Annotated in this window: 16 protein-coding genes; 10 read left to right on the plus strand and 6 right to left on the minus strand. The window is 34.6% G+C overall.

Annotated features, from left to right (window positions below; all coding sequences use genetic code 11):
• Positions 1–2 precede the first annotated feature (2 nt).
• Entirely contained in the window at positions 3–1,022 is a 1,020-nt protein-coding gene (locus BN986_RS04655) for an Ldh family oxidoreductase (RefSeq protein WP_040978484.1), read from the minus strand.
• Positions 1,023–1,050: 28 nt separating this feature from the next.
• Entirely contained in the window at positions 1,051–2,190 is a 1,140-nt protein-coding gene (locus BN986_RS04660; RefSeq protein ID WP_040978486.1) for a mandelate racemase/muconate lactonizing enzyme family protein, read from the minus strand.
• A 374-nt stretch (positions 2,191–2,564) separates the two neighbouring features.
• On the opposite strand from BN986_RS04660, the gene BN986_RS04665 reads away from it, so the two are divergent.
• The 3 genes from BN986_RS04665 (at position 2,565) to BN986_RS04675 (ending at position 5,124) form a co-directional block, all read left to right on the plus strand.
• Positions 2,565–3,233, plus strand: a complete 669-nt coding sequence (locus BN986_RS04665) for a GntR family transcriptional regulator (RefSeq protein ID WP_052400633.1) — start codon at positions 2,565–2,567, stop codon at positions 3,231–3,233.
• Between the two features lie 123 nt (positions 3,234–3,356).
• The gene (locus BN986_RS04670; RefSeq protein ID WP_040978487.1) at positions 3,357–4,235 is read left to right on the plus strand and encodes a fumarylacetoacetate hydrolase family protein; all 879 of its coding nucleotides are present in this window, start codon (positions 3,357–3,359) and stop codon (positions 4,233–4,235) included.
• Positions 4,236–4,332: 97 nt separating this feature from the next.
• Complete coding sequence (locus tag BN986_RS04675) at positions 4,333–5,124, plus strand: SDR family oxidoreductase (RefSeq protein ID WP_040978488.1); 792 nt, start codon at positions 4,333–4,335, stop codon at positions 5,122–5,124.
• A 111-nt stretch (positions 5,125–5,235) separates the two neighbouring features.
• On the opposite strand, the gene BN986_RS04680 is transcribed toward BN986_RS04675, so the two are convergent.
• From BN986_RS04680 to BN986_RS04695, 4 genes are all read right to left on the minus strand, one after another.
• Entirely contained in the window at positions 5,236–6,297 is a 1,062-nt protein-coding gene (locus BN986_RS04680; protein WP_040978489.1) for a tartrate dehydrogenase, read from the minus strand.
• A 334-nt stretch (positions 6,298–6,631) separates the two neighbouring features.
• Positions 6,632–7,945: a 2-hydroxycarboxylate transporter family protein gene (locus BN986_RS04685; protein ID WP_052400634.1), complete on the minus strand. Its 1,314-nt coding sequence runs from the start codon at positions 7,943–7,945 to the stop codon at positions 6,632–6,634.
• A gap of 4 nt (positions 7,946–7,949) precedes the next feature.
• Positions 7,950–8,819 (minus strand): HpcH/HpaI aldolase/citrate lyase family protein, encoded by an 870-nt coding sequence (locus BN986_RS04690; protein WP_040978491.1) that lies wholly within the window; start codon positions 8,817–8,819, stop codon positions 7,950–7,952.
• Positions 8,820–8,836: 17 nt separating this feature from the next.
• A complete protein-coding gene (locus BN986_RS04695; RefSeq protein ID WP_040978493.1) occupies positions 8,837–10,015 on the minus strand; it encodes a CaiB/BaiF CoA transferase family protein in 1,179 nt (392 codons plus the stop codon).
• 148 nt (positions 10,016–10,163) lie between these two features.
• Between BN986_RS04695 and BN986_RS04700 the strand changes: the two genes are divergently transcribed.
• The 7 genes from BN986_RS04700 (at position 10,164) to BN986_RS04730 (ending at position 17,314) form a co-directional block, all read left to right on the plus strand.
• Positions 10,164–10,814 (plus strand): GntR family transcriptional regulator, encoded by a 651-nt coding sequence (locus BN986_RS04700; protein ID WP_040978494.1) that lies wholly within the window; start codon positions 10,164–10,166, stop codon positions 10,812–10,814.
• 636 nt (positions 10,815–11,450) lie between these two features.
• The gene (locus tag BN986_RS04705; RefSeq protein ID WP_040978495.1) at positions 11,451–12,203 is read left to right on the plus strand and encodes an IclR family transcriptional regulator; all 753 of its coding nucleotides are present in this window, start codon (positions 11,451–11,453) and stop codon (positions 12,201–12,203) included.
• A gap of 24 nt (positions 12,204–12,227) precedes the next feature.
• Positions 12,228–13,472: a 3-isopropylmalate dehydratase large subunit gene (locus BN986_RS04710; RefSeq protein WP_040978497.1), complete on the plus strand. Its 1,245-nt coding sequence runs from the start codon at positions 12,228–12,230 to the stop codon at positions 13,470–13,472.
• Entirely contained in the window at positions 13,472–13,966 is a 495-nt protein-coding gene (locus tag BN986_RS04715; protein WP_040978498.1) for a 3-isopropylmalate dehydratase small subunit, read from the plus strand. The genes BN986_RS04710 and BN986_RS04715 overlap by 1 nt, the downstream gene beginning before the upstream one ends.
• A gap of 286 nt (positions 13,967–14,252) precedes the next feature.
• Entirely contained in the window at positions 14,253–15,248 is a 996-nt protein-coding gene (locus BN986_RS04720; protein ID WP_040978500.1) for a Bug family tripartite tricarboxylate transporter substrate binding protein, read from the plus strand.
• A gap of 74 nt (positions 15,249–15,322) precedes the next feature.
• Positions 15,323–15,784, plus strand: a complete 462-nt coding sequence (locus BN986_RS04725; RefSeq protein ID WP_040978501.1) for a tripartite tricarboxylate transporter TctB family protein — start codon at positions 15,323–15,325, stop codon at positions 15,782–15,784.
• 60 nt (positions 15,785–15,844) lie between these two features.
• Entirely contained in the window at positions 15,845–17,314 is a 1,470-nt protein-coding gene (locus tag BN986_RS04730; RefSeq protein ID WP_074435611.1) for a tripartite tricarboxylate transporter permease, read from the plus strand.
• Positions 17,315–17,337: the final 23 nt, after the last annotated feature.

A 17,337-nucleotide genomic window follows, 5' to 3' on the forward strand; every position in this document is an offset into this window, starting at 1 on the left:
CTTTATATTCTATCTTGCATATTAAATATTCTAGCCCAATGATTTAGTTCTATTTTCAAATCCTCCTTAATTAAAATGCCGTTCTGCTCTATCCTTGCTTTATTAGATAAAGATCTTTCTCCAGGGAGACGAATGCTTCTATCTTTATTCTTAATAAATTCCTGTAATTGATCTACTCTTTCCTTATATGTTTCTTGATTTATAAATCCATCTTGTTTAATTGTAATTATTGTTTGAGTGTGAAGGTGTTCGCCAAATAATTCTTTCATTTTGCTCTTTTCTTCTATCGTAGTACCGCCATTTAAAACGGATGTTAATAGTTCCCCTAATATAGCCAGGCCGAAGCCTTTATGTTTGCCAATTGGAAGAGAACCTCCTCTTAGCGCTTCGGAAGGATTACTTGTATAATCCCCAAGCTCATTTACAGCAGTATACTTTGGAAGTTCTTTATTGCTTTCTTCAGCACTAAGTAGACCGCCAACTGAAAAATATGCCATAGAGATGTCCAGTATAATAGAACTTCTTTTTCCTGTTACTCCAAATCCCATTGGATTATTTCCAATTACTTTTTCTTTCGAATTTGGCCATCCCATAACTGGTTGTGTAGAAGAATAAATAATACTTAAATAACCATCTTCAGCGGATTCTTCCACATAAGGTTGGGCAGATAAAAAATGATTGCTATTAAAAACGGAACAAAGACTTATCCCGTATATATTTGCAAGCTCTTTAGATCGGTTCATAATAAAGTGTGCGCATAATTCACCTAAACCATTATCTCCATTATAATTTTCCATAGCCTGATAATTTTCAGTTCTTTCCATTTTGGGATTGGCTTTTACGGATTCTTCATGCAAAGCTTTTAGTCTTTTTGGCAAATCGTTAATATCATGATGACCTACGTCGCGTAAAGTCGCTCTTCGGTATACATTTGCAACATTAGTAGCATTGTTTTCATTTAAACCAGCTCCTATGAGTAGTCTATACATAAAAAATTCCAACCTATCAATATCGACTCTCAAACATTTCAACTCCTAAAATTAGAGATTCTTAAATGAAGACTTTATTGTTAACTGTATTTTCCTCTATTAAATAACTTTGGATTGCTTCTTCATCCCAAGTAATACCTAACCCGGCTTTATTTGGAGGTATTAAGGTACCGTTTGTAGATAATTTATAGGGGTTACTCATAATTAAATCAAAATTTGTTACATCGTTACCTACAAATTTTTCTACATAGACAACTTCTCTTAGAGCACATGCGAGTTGGACATGAATATCCCAAAAGTAATGAGGAGCTATAGTAACTCCTTGAGTACCAGCTAAAGTACTAATTTTTATAAATTCTGATACTCCTCCGCACTGGGTAGCATCTGGTTGTAGATAATTTAATGAACCACTACGAATTAATTCTTGGAACTCCCAACGTGTAGCACCAACTTCACCTGTGGCTAATGGTATAGGAGTTTGATTATTTAACCGATTAAATCCTTCGATCATATCCATTGGAAGAGGTTCTTCAAAAAACAAAATGTCATATTTTTCTATTCTGCGGCAAAGCTCTAGACATTCATTTACATCAAGGTAAGACTGATTTGCATCAATCATTAACTTTACATCAGGACCAATTAATTCTCTAGTAAGTTTCACTCGCTTTTCTTCTTCTATTGCATTTAATCTTCCTACCTTAATTTTTACAGCTTTATATCCTTGATCCATGTAACCCTGAATTTCTTCTTCTAACTTTGAAAATATTTCTTTCCCCTCATAGTAGTAACCGCCTGATGCATAACAAGGAACTTCATCTCTATAGGAACCTAATAATTTATATAATGGCATTTTTGCAAGCTTTGCCTGATGATCCCAAAGCGCAATATCAATTGCAGAAATTGCAACTAGAACGTTACCTCGACGTCCGGATCTAACTGTTTGAAAATACATCTTATCCCAAAGTTTAGAAATATCTCTTGGATCTTCGCCTATTATCATAGGTGCTAAAAGTTCATCTACAACAGATTTCACGGGTTTTGCACTGGTGTCTTGTAAACAAAAACCAACACCTTCAAATCCCTCATCCGATTGGATTCGAACAAGTAAGTATTCGCGATAGTTAAGTGTTTTAATTGAGAATCCGACTGGTTTTTTTAATGGGATTCTGACCCATTGTGTAATAACATTTGTAATTTTCATTTCCTTCATCTCCTCTGATTTTCGAATTTGTAGATTTAAATTTACTTGTTAAAAATGATTGTAGAAAATAAAATAAATTATTTCATTTATGTTGAAAGGGCTTACAATTTTGGGTGTGAATCACTCCTTTTCGTTCGGATTTGGTTAGATTGGATCCAATTTAAATTTTTGGTGCGATGTGATTTAAAGTAATTAAATAACATAAATATTAATATGTCAATGATAAATTATATTTTTGCACTTGTTAAAGATGATTGCAAGTGTTAGTATAATTGAATATAGGATCCAGTTTTGAATTTTTAAATTATTTTTAAATATAATTTACGAATTGTAGAACAATTGATATGATTATAAGAAATAAGATGAGAAATGGAATGAATAATATGATCAATAATAAATATAACAAGAAGCAGTCTATCCAAAATATTGTAACTAATAATCTACGAAAAGCTATTCTGACAGGGGAATATAAACAAGGAGATAAAATAGTGCAAGAAGAATTGGCTAAACGCTATGGAGTAAGCCGTATGCCGATAAGGGAAGCGATAAAAAAATTAGAATTCGAAGGTATTATTAAAAGTGAACCAAGAAGAGGCGCTTTTGCTTACCCCATAGGAATGGAAGATATAGAGGAAATTTACACCTTAAGACTGATACATGAAAGTCTTGCAGTTGAAAAGGCGCTTCCGTATATCACAGACGAAGATATTGAAGAGCTCGAAAAAATAATTATCAAAATGGAGAATCTTGACATGAATGATGAGACATTTGAATATTATTCAAGGTTAAATGAAGAGTTCCATAATAAGCTGATTGAAAAGTGTCCTTGGAAAAGGGTAGTCCAAAATGCTCGTATTTTCTGGGGCCACTATTTATCGATCGGAACAACTTTAATATTGACAGATCACCATGAGAAGGTAAAACAAGAACATCGGCAGATATTTGATGCTGTCACTAAAAAAGATACTATGTTATTAAAAAATACAATTGAGTATCATATTAGAAGAAATATGAATGAACTGATAGTGAATATTCAAAAATAAATAATTCTGAAAAAATATAAAAAAGATCGCAATATTAACTGGAGAGTGTATTAATTTCAAACTTAAAGTATATGCAAATAATACAATACAATTAGATATTAATAAGTTGGAGGAGTTAATCATATGAGATTAATAAACATACTTGAAAACGGTCAGGAACATGCGGGTGTAGTTTTCGGGGATAAAGTGTTAACGATTTCTTCTATAAATAAATACATAGGAGAGGAAACTTGGTCTAATACGGTGTTCGAATTAATATTAGATGGTGAAATAGAAGCTTTAAATAACTGGCTACAAGAGAATAGATATGAATATTTGTTGGAGCATGTAGATGGAGTAAAAGAACTATCGGAAATAAAAGCAGGTCCATTATACAGAAGACCTCGGAAAATTTGGGGGATAGGTCTGAATTATGTTGATCATGCATCAGACTTGAGTGAAAAAGTGCCAAGTACAGAACCGGCAAGTTTTATGAAGCCAGACACCACGATTATTGGACCTCATGATACGATTGAAATACCGCTTCAATCAGAACGAACTACCGGAGAGGCTGAACTAGGAATCATTATAGGGAAAGAATGTAAGAATGTTTCTGAAGAGGAAGCGCCAAGAGTTATAGCAGGTTTTACTACGATTATTGATATGACAGCTGAAGATATTTTACAAAAAAATCCTCGTTACTTAACACGCTCCAAGAGTTTTGATACGTTCTTTAGTATAGGATCTCAATTGGTGACGCCGGATGAAGTGAATGATGTTCATCATTTAAATGTTTCAACAATAATTAATGGGGAACTTCATCGCAAAAATGTGGTCTCAAACATGACATTTCTGCCATGGGAGCTTGTTTCATTTCATTCGAAGGTTATGACGTTGTTGCCAGGAGATATTATTTCAACAGGAACCCCAGGAGCTGTAGTTATTCGTGACGGTGATGTCATTGAATGCCATATTGATGGTTTTGAGCCACTTAGGAATACAGTTAAAGATTTAAAAGTTTGATAATTGGGACAAGGAACAAAAGATTTTTTGAAATTAGTAATTAATAGCTTAAGTCTTACTTTACACATTAAATCAAAATGGAAAGGGGCATAATATAGTGGATTTAGGACTGCAAGGAAAATCAATAATCGTTACAGCTGCGAGTAAAGGATTGGGAAAGGCGATTGCAAAACAATTTGCTGCAGAAGGTTCACATGTTTTAATTTCTAGCCGCAATCAAGAGGAATTAAAGAAAACCCAGGAAGAAATACGTTTAGAAACAGGAAATAATCATGTTGAACATACTGTTTGTGACATTACGAAACCACAATCAGTGAAAGAGCTGGTTTCGAAAGCAGTGGAGATAAATGGTACAGTTGATGTCCTGATAAACAATGCAGGAGGTCCGCCAGCGGGAACTTTTGATAACGTTAACGACGAAGATTGGCAAAATGCATTTGAATTAAACTTGCTCAGTTTTGTTCGAGCTATTCGTGAAGTACTACCTCATATGAGAAGCCAGAGGAGCGGGCGTATTATTAATATTGCTTCTTCCTCCATTAAACAGCCAATTGATAATTTGATTTTATCGAACACTTTTAGAGCTGGAATTGTAGGTTTTTCAAAAAGCTTATCTCAAGAATTGGCACAGGACAATATTTTAATTAACACGATTGGACCAGGAAGAATTGCAACGGAACGAGTAGCACATTTGGATAAAGTGAAAGCTGAAAAATTAAATAAAAGCTATGAGGAAGTCAAGTCTCAATCGGAAAAATCGATTCCTATAGGTCGTTACGGTGAACCTCAAGAATTTGCCAACATGGTTGTTTACTTTTGTTCGGGAGCAAATACTTATGTTACTGGCCAATCATTACTTGTTGATGGCGGTATGGTAAAAGCATTGTAAGGTTACTTTGCTTATAATTACTACGCTCGTATTTATGAAAATGATAAAAAAAGTGCCTATCTAAAGTATATAATTGGCTTTAAATAGGCGCTTTTCTAAAGAGTTTTTGATCTATGCTCTTTTTTTCAATCGACTTATGATTTCATTGGTTACTTCTTTAGTTGAACTTTTGCCACCAAGATCTGTGGTTAATATATGATCTCCTGTTACACTTTCAACAATATCTAATAGCAGTGTACCTAATTCTTCTTCATCGAAATAATCTAACATCATTTTTGCTGTCCATATTTGTCCAATTGGATTGGCGATTCCTTTACCGATGATATCTGGAGCTGAGCCGTGCACCGGTTCAAACATGGAAGGGTACTTTCCGTTCATATTGATATTTGCAGCAGGAGCAATTCCTACACTGCCCATGATCCCGGCGCCGATGTCGGTTAATACATCACCAAATAAATTACTGGCTACGATGACATCGAATCTTTCTGGTTGTGTAACAAAGAAGGCGGCTAGTGCGTCAATATGTTGTGAGTCAGCATTAATGTTAGGGTAATCTTTGGAAACTTCTTTAAATACTTCGTCCCAGAATGGCATAGAATAATAGATGCCATTTGATTTTGTGGCACTGGTTACATGCTTTTTCCTTTTCTCTGCTAATTCAAACGCATATCGCATTGCCCGTTCCGTTCCTTTTCTGGAGAAAATGCTATTCTGAATAGCGATTTCATCTTCTCCTTTGAACATTCTTCCTCCAACTGAACTATATTCTCCTTCACTATTTTCCCGGACGACCATTAAATCAAAATCATTCGGGTTCAAGAGGGTGGATTGAACCCCTTTTAAAACTTTGGCAGGACGAATATTTATGACTTGTTCAAATTCACGACGAAGCTTGATTAAAAGTCCCCATAAGGATATATGGTCTGGTACTAGTTTTATATTTCCTACTGCACCAAGAAAAATGGCATGAAAGTCTTTAAGTCTTTCAAGCCCATCTTCTGGTAACATTTCTCCATGTTCTAAGTAATACTCACAACTGTATGGGAAATTTGTGAATTCAAAGGATAACCCACCATGAATTTCTGCTACGGCATGTAAAACATCTTCTGCAGCAGGAACTACTTCTCTACCAATTCCGTCACCTGGAATAGAGGCAATTTTTAATTTTTTCATTGAGCAATACCTCCTATAATTTAACCGCTACCACAATAATTTTAATTGTTTCTCTTACTATACGAATATTTTGTAGTGGAAGCAAACATTGTTTTAAAATGCGAAAAGGAATATACTTTCATAATGCATAAAAGAGAGCTTGGAAGACATTCTCCTGATTGCTCTCTTTTATCACGGAGAAGCGTCCATAAAACTCCTGCCTCAAAATAAAGCGTGAAAATAAATTTATTTAGGCGGGAGATCAGATGAGCTAACTCCCTGAATCACTCAACTAACACGCAGTGGGAGAAGAACAAAAACTCCCACTGCGTGAAGTTTCGTTTTATGAAATAGACTAGAAAAATAATGGGATAATTAACCCTGCAAGTAACAATACTAGCGCTCCGCCAAGCCGTGATGATATTTGTGCAAATGGCATTAATTCCATACGTTTGGCTGCGGACAATACAGCTACATCGCCTGTTCCTCCCATATTTGCCATACATAGCCCAGCAGTAATTGCCGACTCAATTGGTTTAAATCCGACTAATTTACCGAGCAAACCAGCACCTACAATCGCACCGAGCACTACACCAAGTACTAATAGAATATATTCTAAAGACAAGGCTGCGAGGACTGTTTCTAAATCTGTATAAGCAACACCAATTCCAATTAATAAAGCTAATGTCCAATTTTTGGCTACGAATTGATACCATTGATTTGCGGATTCTTCAACAAATGTTGGCAGTAATTCGAAAATTTTCAATACAGCTACAAGAATAATCATAATTGCATATGGATGAATAGGAATAAATAAGCCAAGGATTTGTCCAGCAACATAGAAAACTAATGCAAAGATTACACCAATTCCCATTAATTTAATATCATAGGTAATCTTTTTATTACCAGCAACTTCAAAACCTTCCATCAGTTGACCATTCCCTGTTAATTTTGGTACCTTTTTACCGAGCATATCTAATAGGCCAGCAAATACAATCGCAAATACATTTCCTAGGGCTAATGCAGGGACCAAAATAGATATATAATAAGAAGGGTCATTTCCTAAAAGCTCTGAGTACACTTGAGACATAGGGACTGCACCTGCACCCATTCCACCACCCATGATCGGCATAGCAATTAATAATACAGCATCGCGAAATCCAAAACCAATGATAAGCCCAAAAATTCCTGCGAATAACATAGAGACAATTACAGCACCTAGTAAAGGGAGAGCAAACCTCGCTCCTGCTACTTTGAGCGTTTGGGGGTTCATTCCAAGAATACTACCAGTAATTAAAGCAGCAATATAAAAATTTAAAAATTCGCCGCTAGTCATAAACTCATCAATCATCGTTACTGTGTATCCGGGCATGATTCCCGAGTATACCAAGAAAGCGGCACCAAAAATTGCAACGATGGCTCCCCCACCAAGAAAAGTTTTTACAATAGGTGTATTATCTCCAATCCATCCAAATAATTCACCAAGTATCATCATAATTAATAGACTTCCAATTATACCACCTGGTAGAACTTCTGCGTACATAGCTCCAATTGCAATAATCGATAAGGTTAAAAACCATAATATCGGTATATTAAAAATTTTTATTCTCTGATACCATTTTTTATTTTGCTCTATACCTTCATTAACTTTTAAATTTTCTGCCCCCACGTTATTACCTCCCAGAATAATTGATTATTTCTTGGTAATCATTAAGTGTTCGCTGTGCTTTTTCAATAACTGGTTTATCAACCATTTTCCCGTCCAATTGAAATGTTCCAATATTTTCATCTTCATGGATATTATCAATAATTAATTTGGCTTCTTCTACTTCCTTTTCACTTGGTGAGAAAACTTCATTTGCTATATCTACCTGAGAAGGATGAATTAAAAGTTTCCCTCCAAATCCTAGTTTTTTTACATAACTACAATTAGAGTAAAAGCCTTCTGTATCTTTAAAATTTACATATACCGTATCAATTGGTTTATCGAGTCCGGCACTTCTCGAAGAAATGATAATTTCTGAACGTGCATAGAATAATTCATGCTCTTCTGCAGTAGACTGTGCGTCAATATCATTGACAAAATCTACGCCTCCAAAAGCAAGCTGTGTAACCCGATTATCTGCACCTGCAATTTCATAAGCATTCTTTACACCTAAAGCGCTTTCAATTAATGGGATAATCGATATTTTCTTATTGTGTTTTTTCTCTATGTCATGAAAATGATTAGCTACTTGCTCGATTGTATTTTTATTTAAAGCTTTAGGGAGCATGACCCCCTGAAAATGGTTAAATGCAGCAATTTCTGCAACAAGATTCATATCCAGGGGATGTTCATCAGTATCCAAGCTGTTAATCCTTAAAATTGTTGGCTTTTGGATGTTATGAAAATGTTCTTTAATTAACTGTCTTGCATATTGTTTATGATTCAATGAAATGGCATCTTCTAAATCTAAAATGATAATGTCAGCATTTATCGTATTAATCTTTAAAAGTATTTTTTCTTTATCAGCTGGAACAAACAATAATGATCTACTCAGCATTTTAATCACCTCAAGTTCTAAATAATATGGTTATTGCGCAATTGCTTAATTTGTTCTCCGTCCCATCCCAGTTCCTGGAGAATTGGTTCTGATTGTTCCCCTACTTCAGGTATAGGAGTTAAGTTCAATTCATCTTTTGTCTGTAATGTTGGAGGTAACAAAGATTTAATGGGACCAACTGGCGTCTCCATATCAAACCAACGATTTCTTTTCATTAATTGTGGATGTTCAAAAAATTGCTTCATTGTATTTAATTGAGCGTTTGCAATTTTGTTTTCTTCGAGAAGAGAAAGTAGTTCATCTGCTGATTTTTTTGTTAAGGCGTTTTCAATTATTGGTTGTAATTGTTCTTTATTATTCACTCGTCTGGAGTTCATGCTGAATCTTTCATCTGTAGCTAATTCTGGATCTTCCAAAATATGCTCACAAAAGTTTTTCCATTCTCTTTCGTTTTGTATAGCAAAAAAGACCATGTCATCATATTTTACGGGAAACGGTCCATAGGGATAAATGGTTGCATGTTCAGCACCAGTACGTTTGGGCTGCTTTTCACCATAAACTGAATAATACATTGGATACCCCATCCATTCTCCAAGTGCTTCAAGCATGGAAATATCTAATACGGTCCCTTTTTTTGTTTTAGAACGCTTAATTAGGCTACTCAAAACACCACTATATGCATACATTCCAGCAGCAATATCAGCAACGGAGATTCCTGTTTTAGAAGGAAAATCATCAGTACCAGTAATAGAAAGCAAACCGGAATCGGCTTGGATAATTAAATCATAGGCTTTCTTTTTAGCATAAGCACCTTCTGAACCATATCCTGATATATGGCAGATGATTAATTGATCATTAATTGCATGTAATTCCTCGTTATCAAATCCTAATCTTTCTACAGCTCCAGGTGCCAGATTTTGAATCAAAACATCGGCATCGCTGAGGAGCTCTTTAAAAATCTTTTTTCCATCATCCGATTTTATGTTGAGTGTTAAAGATTCTTTTGATCGATTCAGCCAAACGAAGTGACTGGACATACCGTTTACAGTCTCATCGTAATCCCTGGCAAAGTCACCGGACCCAGGACGCTCAATCTTTATAACTCTTGCGCCTAAGTCTGCTAATTGTCTAGAAGCGAAAGGTGCAGCTACAGCTTGTTCTAAAGATATAACTTTAATTCCTTCCAATGGCAACATATAACATCCTCCTTATTAAATTCTCTATGGATATTGTATTTTGGATTTTGTATCCAAAATGTTATGATAGTATTATATTTTAACAAGGTAAAATTGTCAAACTAGTTAACAAATTATATAATTATAATAAGTAATAGGGGGGCTTTGCATGGAAAAGATCAAACGTATTTCGGCAAAAGAACAGGTATTAGAAGCAATGAGAAAGGCTATTTTTGATGGGAGATTTAAGGAAAATGAAGAAATTACGCAAGCGGAAGTTGCTGATATGCTTGGTGTCTCAAGAATGCCGGTTAGAGAGGCTTTTCAAGTATTAGATCGAGAAGGGCTGATTCATATAGATAATAATCGTCGAGTAACGGTGAATGGATTCTCTCTTCATGATACCTATGACCATTATCAGATTCGTTCTTTATTAGAGGGACTAGCAGCTCAAAAAGCATGTGATCATCCGAAGTACTTTGATAAGCTACAAGAATTATATAAGCAATCTCTGCAAGCGGTAGAGAATGAGGATACAGCACTATATGTACAGTTAAATGATGATTTCCATCATACTATTTGGCAGGCAGCTGAAAGTAATCCATTAATTTCACAACTTTCCAACTTATGGGATGGTTTGCAACCCCAACTTCCACAATTAGTACCTAAACAGATGGAAAGGTCGGTTAAAGAACATGAAATGATTTTACAAGCGATCATTAACCAAGATAAGGAAAAAAGCAAACAACACATGGAAAATCATATTATGAGAAGCGCGGATCATTTTATCAAGCATTTTGAAAATAACTTGATTAATTGAACCAAAGTTATTTATTAAATACATGTACTACCTTGAAAAAGTAGAATGTGAAGACTATTTTAATACAGGAGACACTATCTTAGAGCGATTAGAAAAAACACCTGAGCAAGCAAAAGCTCTATTTTTGAAAATCATGGTATACCTGTTTTTGATGAGTGTAAAAATGCACATTTGAAATGATCATTCAGTTAAAAGCTTCGAATATACTGTTGCTGATATCAATTGATGAAATTTTGAAGATTTTTGGGAAATAGTTTCAACAGAACATCTAATAGATTCATATAAAAGCCATCCATTCCGCAGGATTCATGGCGGAATGGATGGCTTTTTTGTGTGAAAATGATGCAACGAAAAGATGCTGATCCCTGAAAGGTAAAGAGGAACCAAAGGATCCTTGATAGATAACTTTACATTAGAAATTAAAATTCTAAATGAAATAATTTCTTTATTTTTCTGATTTCATTTCTTGACTCTTAAGTAAATTTCACACTGATTTGGTCAACACTCTATTTGTTAATTTTCAGAAAAAATACATTTATACTATTGACACTTGTATCCGCTTACAATAGAATATTGATATATAATTAAAATGAACATTATGTTCGTAATACGAACGAAAAGAGTGGAGGGAAAAATTTGGACAATAAGAATAACGTTCAATCTGTAGAAAGAGCGGTAGATTTACTTTTCTGTTTTTCTATGGATGAATATGAATTATCTATTTCCGATTTTGTAGATAAAACAAAATTAAATCGAACTACAGTGTTTCGGATCTTACAAACTTTAAAAGTAAAAGGGATAATTATACAAAATGAACAAACAGGCCTTTATCGATTAGGGTATGAATTTATTAGGATGGCTCAAATCGTTAACGAAAATTTAGATATTCGACAGGATGCCTTACCTTATCTAAAAAAGCTTTCTAAAGAAACTAAGGAAACAGTTAGTTTAAATATCATTCGTGCGAAAAGAAGAATATGTATTGAGAAAGTAGATGGAACAGAAGATATTCGTCAATTTGTAGAGCTTGGCTACCCCTATTACTTAGTAAAAGGGGCATCAGGTAAAGTATTATTAGCTTTTCATTCTAAGGAATATGCTGAAGAAGCGTTAAAAGAGTGGGAGTCTGTGCATGGAACGGTGATAAATCGTGAGGAGTTTTATCAGGAATTAAAATCAATCAGAGAAAATAAAGTAGCAACAAGTGATAATGATAGAGTTTTTGGAGCATATTCTGTCTCTGCACCTATCATTGGTCCTGATGAAAAACCAATCGCTGGGATATCCATTTCAGGACTTTCTATTCGTTTAACTGAAGAGAAAAAAGCGGATTACGAAAAATTAATTAGAGATACTGCTATTGAAATTTCTAATTATTTTAATAAATAATTTATTGAAGAAAGGAGAAGAACAATGGGACAGACCATTATTGAAAAAATAATTTCTAATCATACTGATCATAAAGTTAAAGAAGGAGAAATTGCGTTAGTAAATGTTGATGGAACGATGGCAACTGATACAACTGCACCATTGGCAATACAGGCATTTAAAAAAATGGGAGGTGAAAAAGTATGGGACCCATCGAGGGTCTCTCTCGTAATTGATCATGCATCACCAGCTCCTAATCAGCTGATTGCGAATCTCCATACTATTATGAGAGAGTTTGCAAATAAACAAAACATTAAATTATATGATGTAGGTCAAGGAATTTGCCATCAGCTTATGGTTGAGAATAAGCATGTTCGACCTGGAGATCTTTTTTTAGGAGCAGATTCACATACATGTACCTATGGTGCTGTTGGTGCTTTTTCTACAGGAGTAGGATCAACAGATCTTGCAGGTGTGTGGTTAACAGGAAAAACATGGGTGAAAGTTCCAAGTACAATTCAAATTCGTTTGAATGGAACGTTTAACCCTGGAGTTTCTGCTAAGGACCTTGTTTTGTATTTAGTTGGAAAACTGGGTATAGAAGGTGCGACGTATGAGGCGATTGAATACACTGGTGACGCAATTTATGATTTATCATTATCCAGCAGAATGACTCTGGCAAATATGTCTATTGAAATGGGAGCCAAAGCTGGATTGGTTGATACCAAAGGGTTGAGTTTGAAAGAGGATTTTCAACATATAGAACCAGATAAAGATGTAAACTATAGCAACGTTCTAGAAATAGATGTTGCGGAAATTGAAAAACAGATATCGATCCCACATTCACCAGATAAAGTAAAGGCGATCAGTGAAGTAAAGGAAGTTGCAATTCAGCAAGCTTTTATTGGTAGTTGTACTAACGGTAGATTAGAAGATTTACATGCAGCAGCCAAGGTATTAAAAGGGAAGAAAGTACATGATAATGTCCGATTTATTATTGCACCTGCATCAAAAAAAGTATTAGATCAGGCGGTGGAAGATGGAACATTTCAGATATTAACTAAAGCTGGAGCTAATTTTATTACTTCGGGATGTGGTCCCTGTGTAGGAACACATTTAGGCGTTCCAGGGAAGGGAGAGACGGTAATATCCTCTTCAAATAGAAACTTTCCAGGTCGTATGGGGAATAGAGAATCTAGTATATATTTGAGTTCGCCGGATGTTGTTGCAGCATCAGCATTAAGAGGTAAAATTACTATTCCCAGCTATTCTAAAGGGGTGAAAAATTAATGCAATTACAAGGAAATACACATGTATATGGTAATAATATTGATACGGATAGGATTATACCTGGAAAGTATACAAAAACTTTAGATACTTCTCAGTTAGCTGCCCATGTTCTAGAAGATCTAGATCCGGAATTTAAAGAGAATGTTAAAGAAGGAGACATAATAGTAGCAGATAACAATTTTGGATGTGGTTCATCTCGTGAACAAGCTCCATTGGCATTAAAGTCTGCTGGTATTTCAATTGTCATTGCTCGTTCTTTTGCAAGAATTTTCTTTCGTAATGCTATTAATATCGGTTTACCAGTTATCGAAGTACCTGATCATCATATAGAAAAAGGAGATATTGTTGAAGTCGATCTTTCGGAAGGAATTGTTTTTAATTTAACAAGAAATGAAAAGTATTACGGTACAACTATGCCATTAGTGATGATTGATATACTCCAAGAAGGAGGGTTAATTTCTTATTTGAAGAAAAATAAAGATTATATTTTATAGAGCATTGAGGTACCTTTTCACAATGAAATGCTCTAAAGTTGACTAATTTTCCCTTAATACTTTAGTTAAAACTACGTTTGTATTAAGAATGAAGATGACAATGGAGTAAAAAACCTAAATAAAAGGAAAGGATTAATTTGAATAAGTAGAATGGAAAGATTTATATCAGAATATTCAGATCTGTGGAGGCTGTTTTAATTCTATTTTTTTCGTAAAAGGTGTTCATGCGCGCTCAGGAAATTAGAACATTTCAAAGAAGCTTCAATTATACAAGGAGGTTTATATAATGAAAGAAAAATTAATTTCACTAGGTACGCTCATTCTTTTAGTCTTATTATTAACTGCTTGTGGAAAATCTGCTGATAGTACAAGTATTGAAGATTGGCCAGATGAAGAAATAACCTTAGTTGTACCATATAGTGTCGGAGGTTCTGCAGATAGACAGGCCAGAGCGTTAGCGCCTTTGCTTGAAGAGCAGCTTGATACTACTGTTATTGTTGAGAATAGAGAAGGTGGTGGAGGTACATCTGGAACAAATTCACATAAAAATAGTGATCCAGATGATGGAACTTATTTAATTTATCAATCACATCCTCATTTTGAAGCGGGTATTGTACGAGATGCAGGGTATGAGTTTGAGGATTTTGATACGCTGGGAATTACTCATTCTTCTCCTATTACTATTTGGGTAGATAAAAACTCCGAGTATGAAACCATGGAAGATTTACTTCAGACAATTGAAGAACAACCCGGTCAGATAAGTTATGCCATGATATCAAGTTCTTGGTCTGATATTGCGGTGAAATTACTAATGGAAGAATTGAATTTAGATGTTCGAGCTGTTCCTTATGATGGTGGTGGACCAATGAGAACAGCACTTATGGGTGGAGAAGTAGACTTTATTGCTTCAGATGTTGAAGGAACCTTAGCGGGTGCAGGAGAAGATCTACGCCCACTAGCTATATATAGTGATGAGCCTTATGAACATGCGTCAGATATTCCATTAATTAATGATGTAATGAAAAATATGGGGATAGATTCTGAGATTCCGTCTGTTTCTAACCAGCGTTTTATACAAGTTAAAAGTGAGTTTAAAGAAACATATCCGGAACGTTTTGAAAAAGTAGAGAATGCATTTGAGGCAGCGGTAAATAGTGATGAATATATAGAGTGGGGAAAAAATCAAGATATGTATTTGTCCTGGGTTCCATCAGAAGAATCGACTAGCACTTTAGAGGAAGCAGTAGAAGTAATTTATGAATATCAAGATCTCTTTAATTAAATAGTAATATAAGCTATAGGTCTGTTTAATTATCGAATTGGAAATAGCACTTTAGTGAAGGAGATTCGATTAAAATGGCTCACGAAATAAAAAATATATTATTTCTAATCGTAATTGGAGTATTCTGTGGGTTTTATTATTTAGATATTCTATCCTTACCTCAACCAGAAGAAAAAAATTTAGTAATGTTTTTAATTGGAGGAATAACCATATTTTTAGTGCTGGAGCTGGGACGATCAATTTATCGTGGCTTGAAAAATAAGTATGACTATAAGAGTTCTTTTCTCCAAGATATCAAAACTTGGATTAAAAGTGGTCAGTTCATATTAGTAGTAAGTACTATTCTATATGTTATCTTCATGCCAATTATTGGATTTTTTGTAGCATCACTATTATTTACTGTCCTTTTAAACTATTCATTAAATAGTAGGAAGATTTGGGAACTTACTGTATTACCAGTAGGATTGCTAGTATTAATCTATTTTTTGTTCGTAATGCTTTTAGGAATCAATTTACCAACTGGTGTACTATTTTGATAGGAAGGCAGTGATTTTTTGTCTCTCATTAATTTTTCGACCGTATCAGAAGCGCTGAGTATGCTGTTTAGTCTTGAAATCTTCTTATACATTATTGGAGGATTGATAGTGGGTACCGTTTTAGGTGCAATTCCGGGGTTATCTGGAACATTAGGGATTGCTTTGATGTTACCTATCACTTATTATATGGAGCCGATTAGCGCAATTATGTTTTTATCAGCAATATTTACTGGAGGTGTCTATGGTGGCGGGGTAACTGCAATAATGCTTAATGTACCAGGAGCTCCTGGGGCAGTTGCAACTACGTTAGATGGTTATCCGATGACAAGGAAAGGGGAACATAATGAAGCGTTAGGAATCGGTTTAGTATCTTCTGTTATTGGTTGTTTAGTTGGTTATTTTTTAGTATTTGTATTCTTACAACCATTGGGCACTTTTGTATTAAAATTTCAAGCTCCAGAAATGATGATATTAACGTTATTTGCGTTATCCATTATTAGTACGATTCAAGGTGATATATTAAAAACGCTTATAGCAGGGTTTCTAGGACTTCTGTTAGGAACAATTGGTTCTACAACTTTTGGTAGACCAAGGGGAACATTTGGAATTAATGAATTATACGAGGGAATAGAGATTGTGCCTGCCTTAATGGGATTGCTAGCTATCTCTGAGTTATTTTTCCTAGTAAATCGAAAATTTATCGTAGATTCTAAAACAGATATTCCTAAAAAGAGCTTACAATCTATTTTTGCAGGTATGAAAATATCTGTGAAACAAAAAATTAATACGTTACGCTCATCCGTTATTGGTTTAATTATTGGCTTATTACCTGCAGCAGGAGCTACAGTCGCTTCTTTGGTTAGTTATTCACAGGCGCAAACATTTTCAAAGGATAAAAAATCTTTTGGAAAAGGCAATCCTAAAGGTCTGGTGGCAGCTGAAACTGCAAATAGTGCATCAGAAGGTGGATCATTAGGCACGATGATGACATTTGGAATTCCAGGGGGGAGTGCTGCAGCTGTTTTAATGGCAGCTTTTATGGTACATGGGTTAACACCTGGACCATTTTTTATTAGAGATCACCTAGATTTAACGTATGCCGTAATTATTGGGAATTTCTTTCAAGGTATTTTCCTATTAGGTATTGGGCTATTATTTATCTGGTATTTCAGTAGAGTTGTATTTATTCCTACCAGAATATTAATCCCTATTGTTACTATATTTTCATTACTAGGTGCTTTTTCAGTGAGGATGTTATATACAGATGTTATAATTACTATCCTATTTGCTATGCTTGCGCTAATCATGAGGAAGCTTGATTATCCAATTATCGCTATTTTATTAGGTTTAATTTTAGGGGCGAGCATTGATGGGGAACTTACAAGAACAATTTTGCTATACGAAGGAAGATATCTGGAATTATTCCAACGTCCGATATTCACAATAATGTTAATTATAACAGTAATTGTTTTCTTAATTCCTGTTTTTCAAAAATTATTTAATAAAAATAAAGCGGTTTCAAATGATTAACTGAAGAGGAGGCATCAATAAAA

Source organism: Oceanobacillus jeddahensis, from assembly GCF_000750635.1.
GTDB lineage: Bacteria > Bacillota > Bacilli > Bacillales > Amphibacillaceae > Oceanobacillus > Oceanobacillus jeddahense.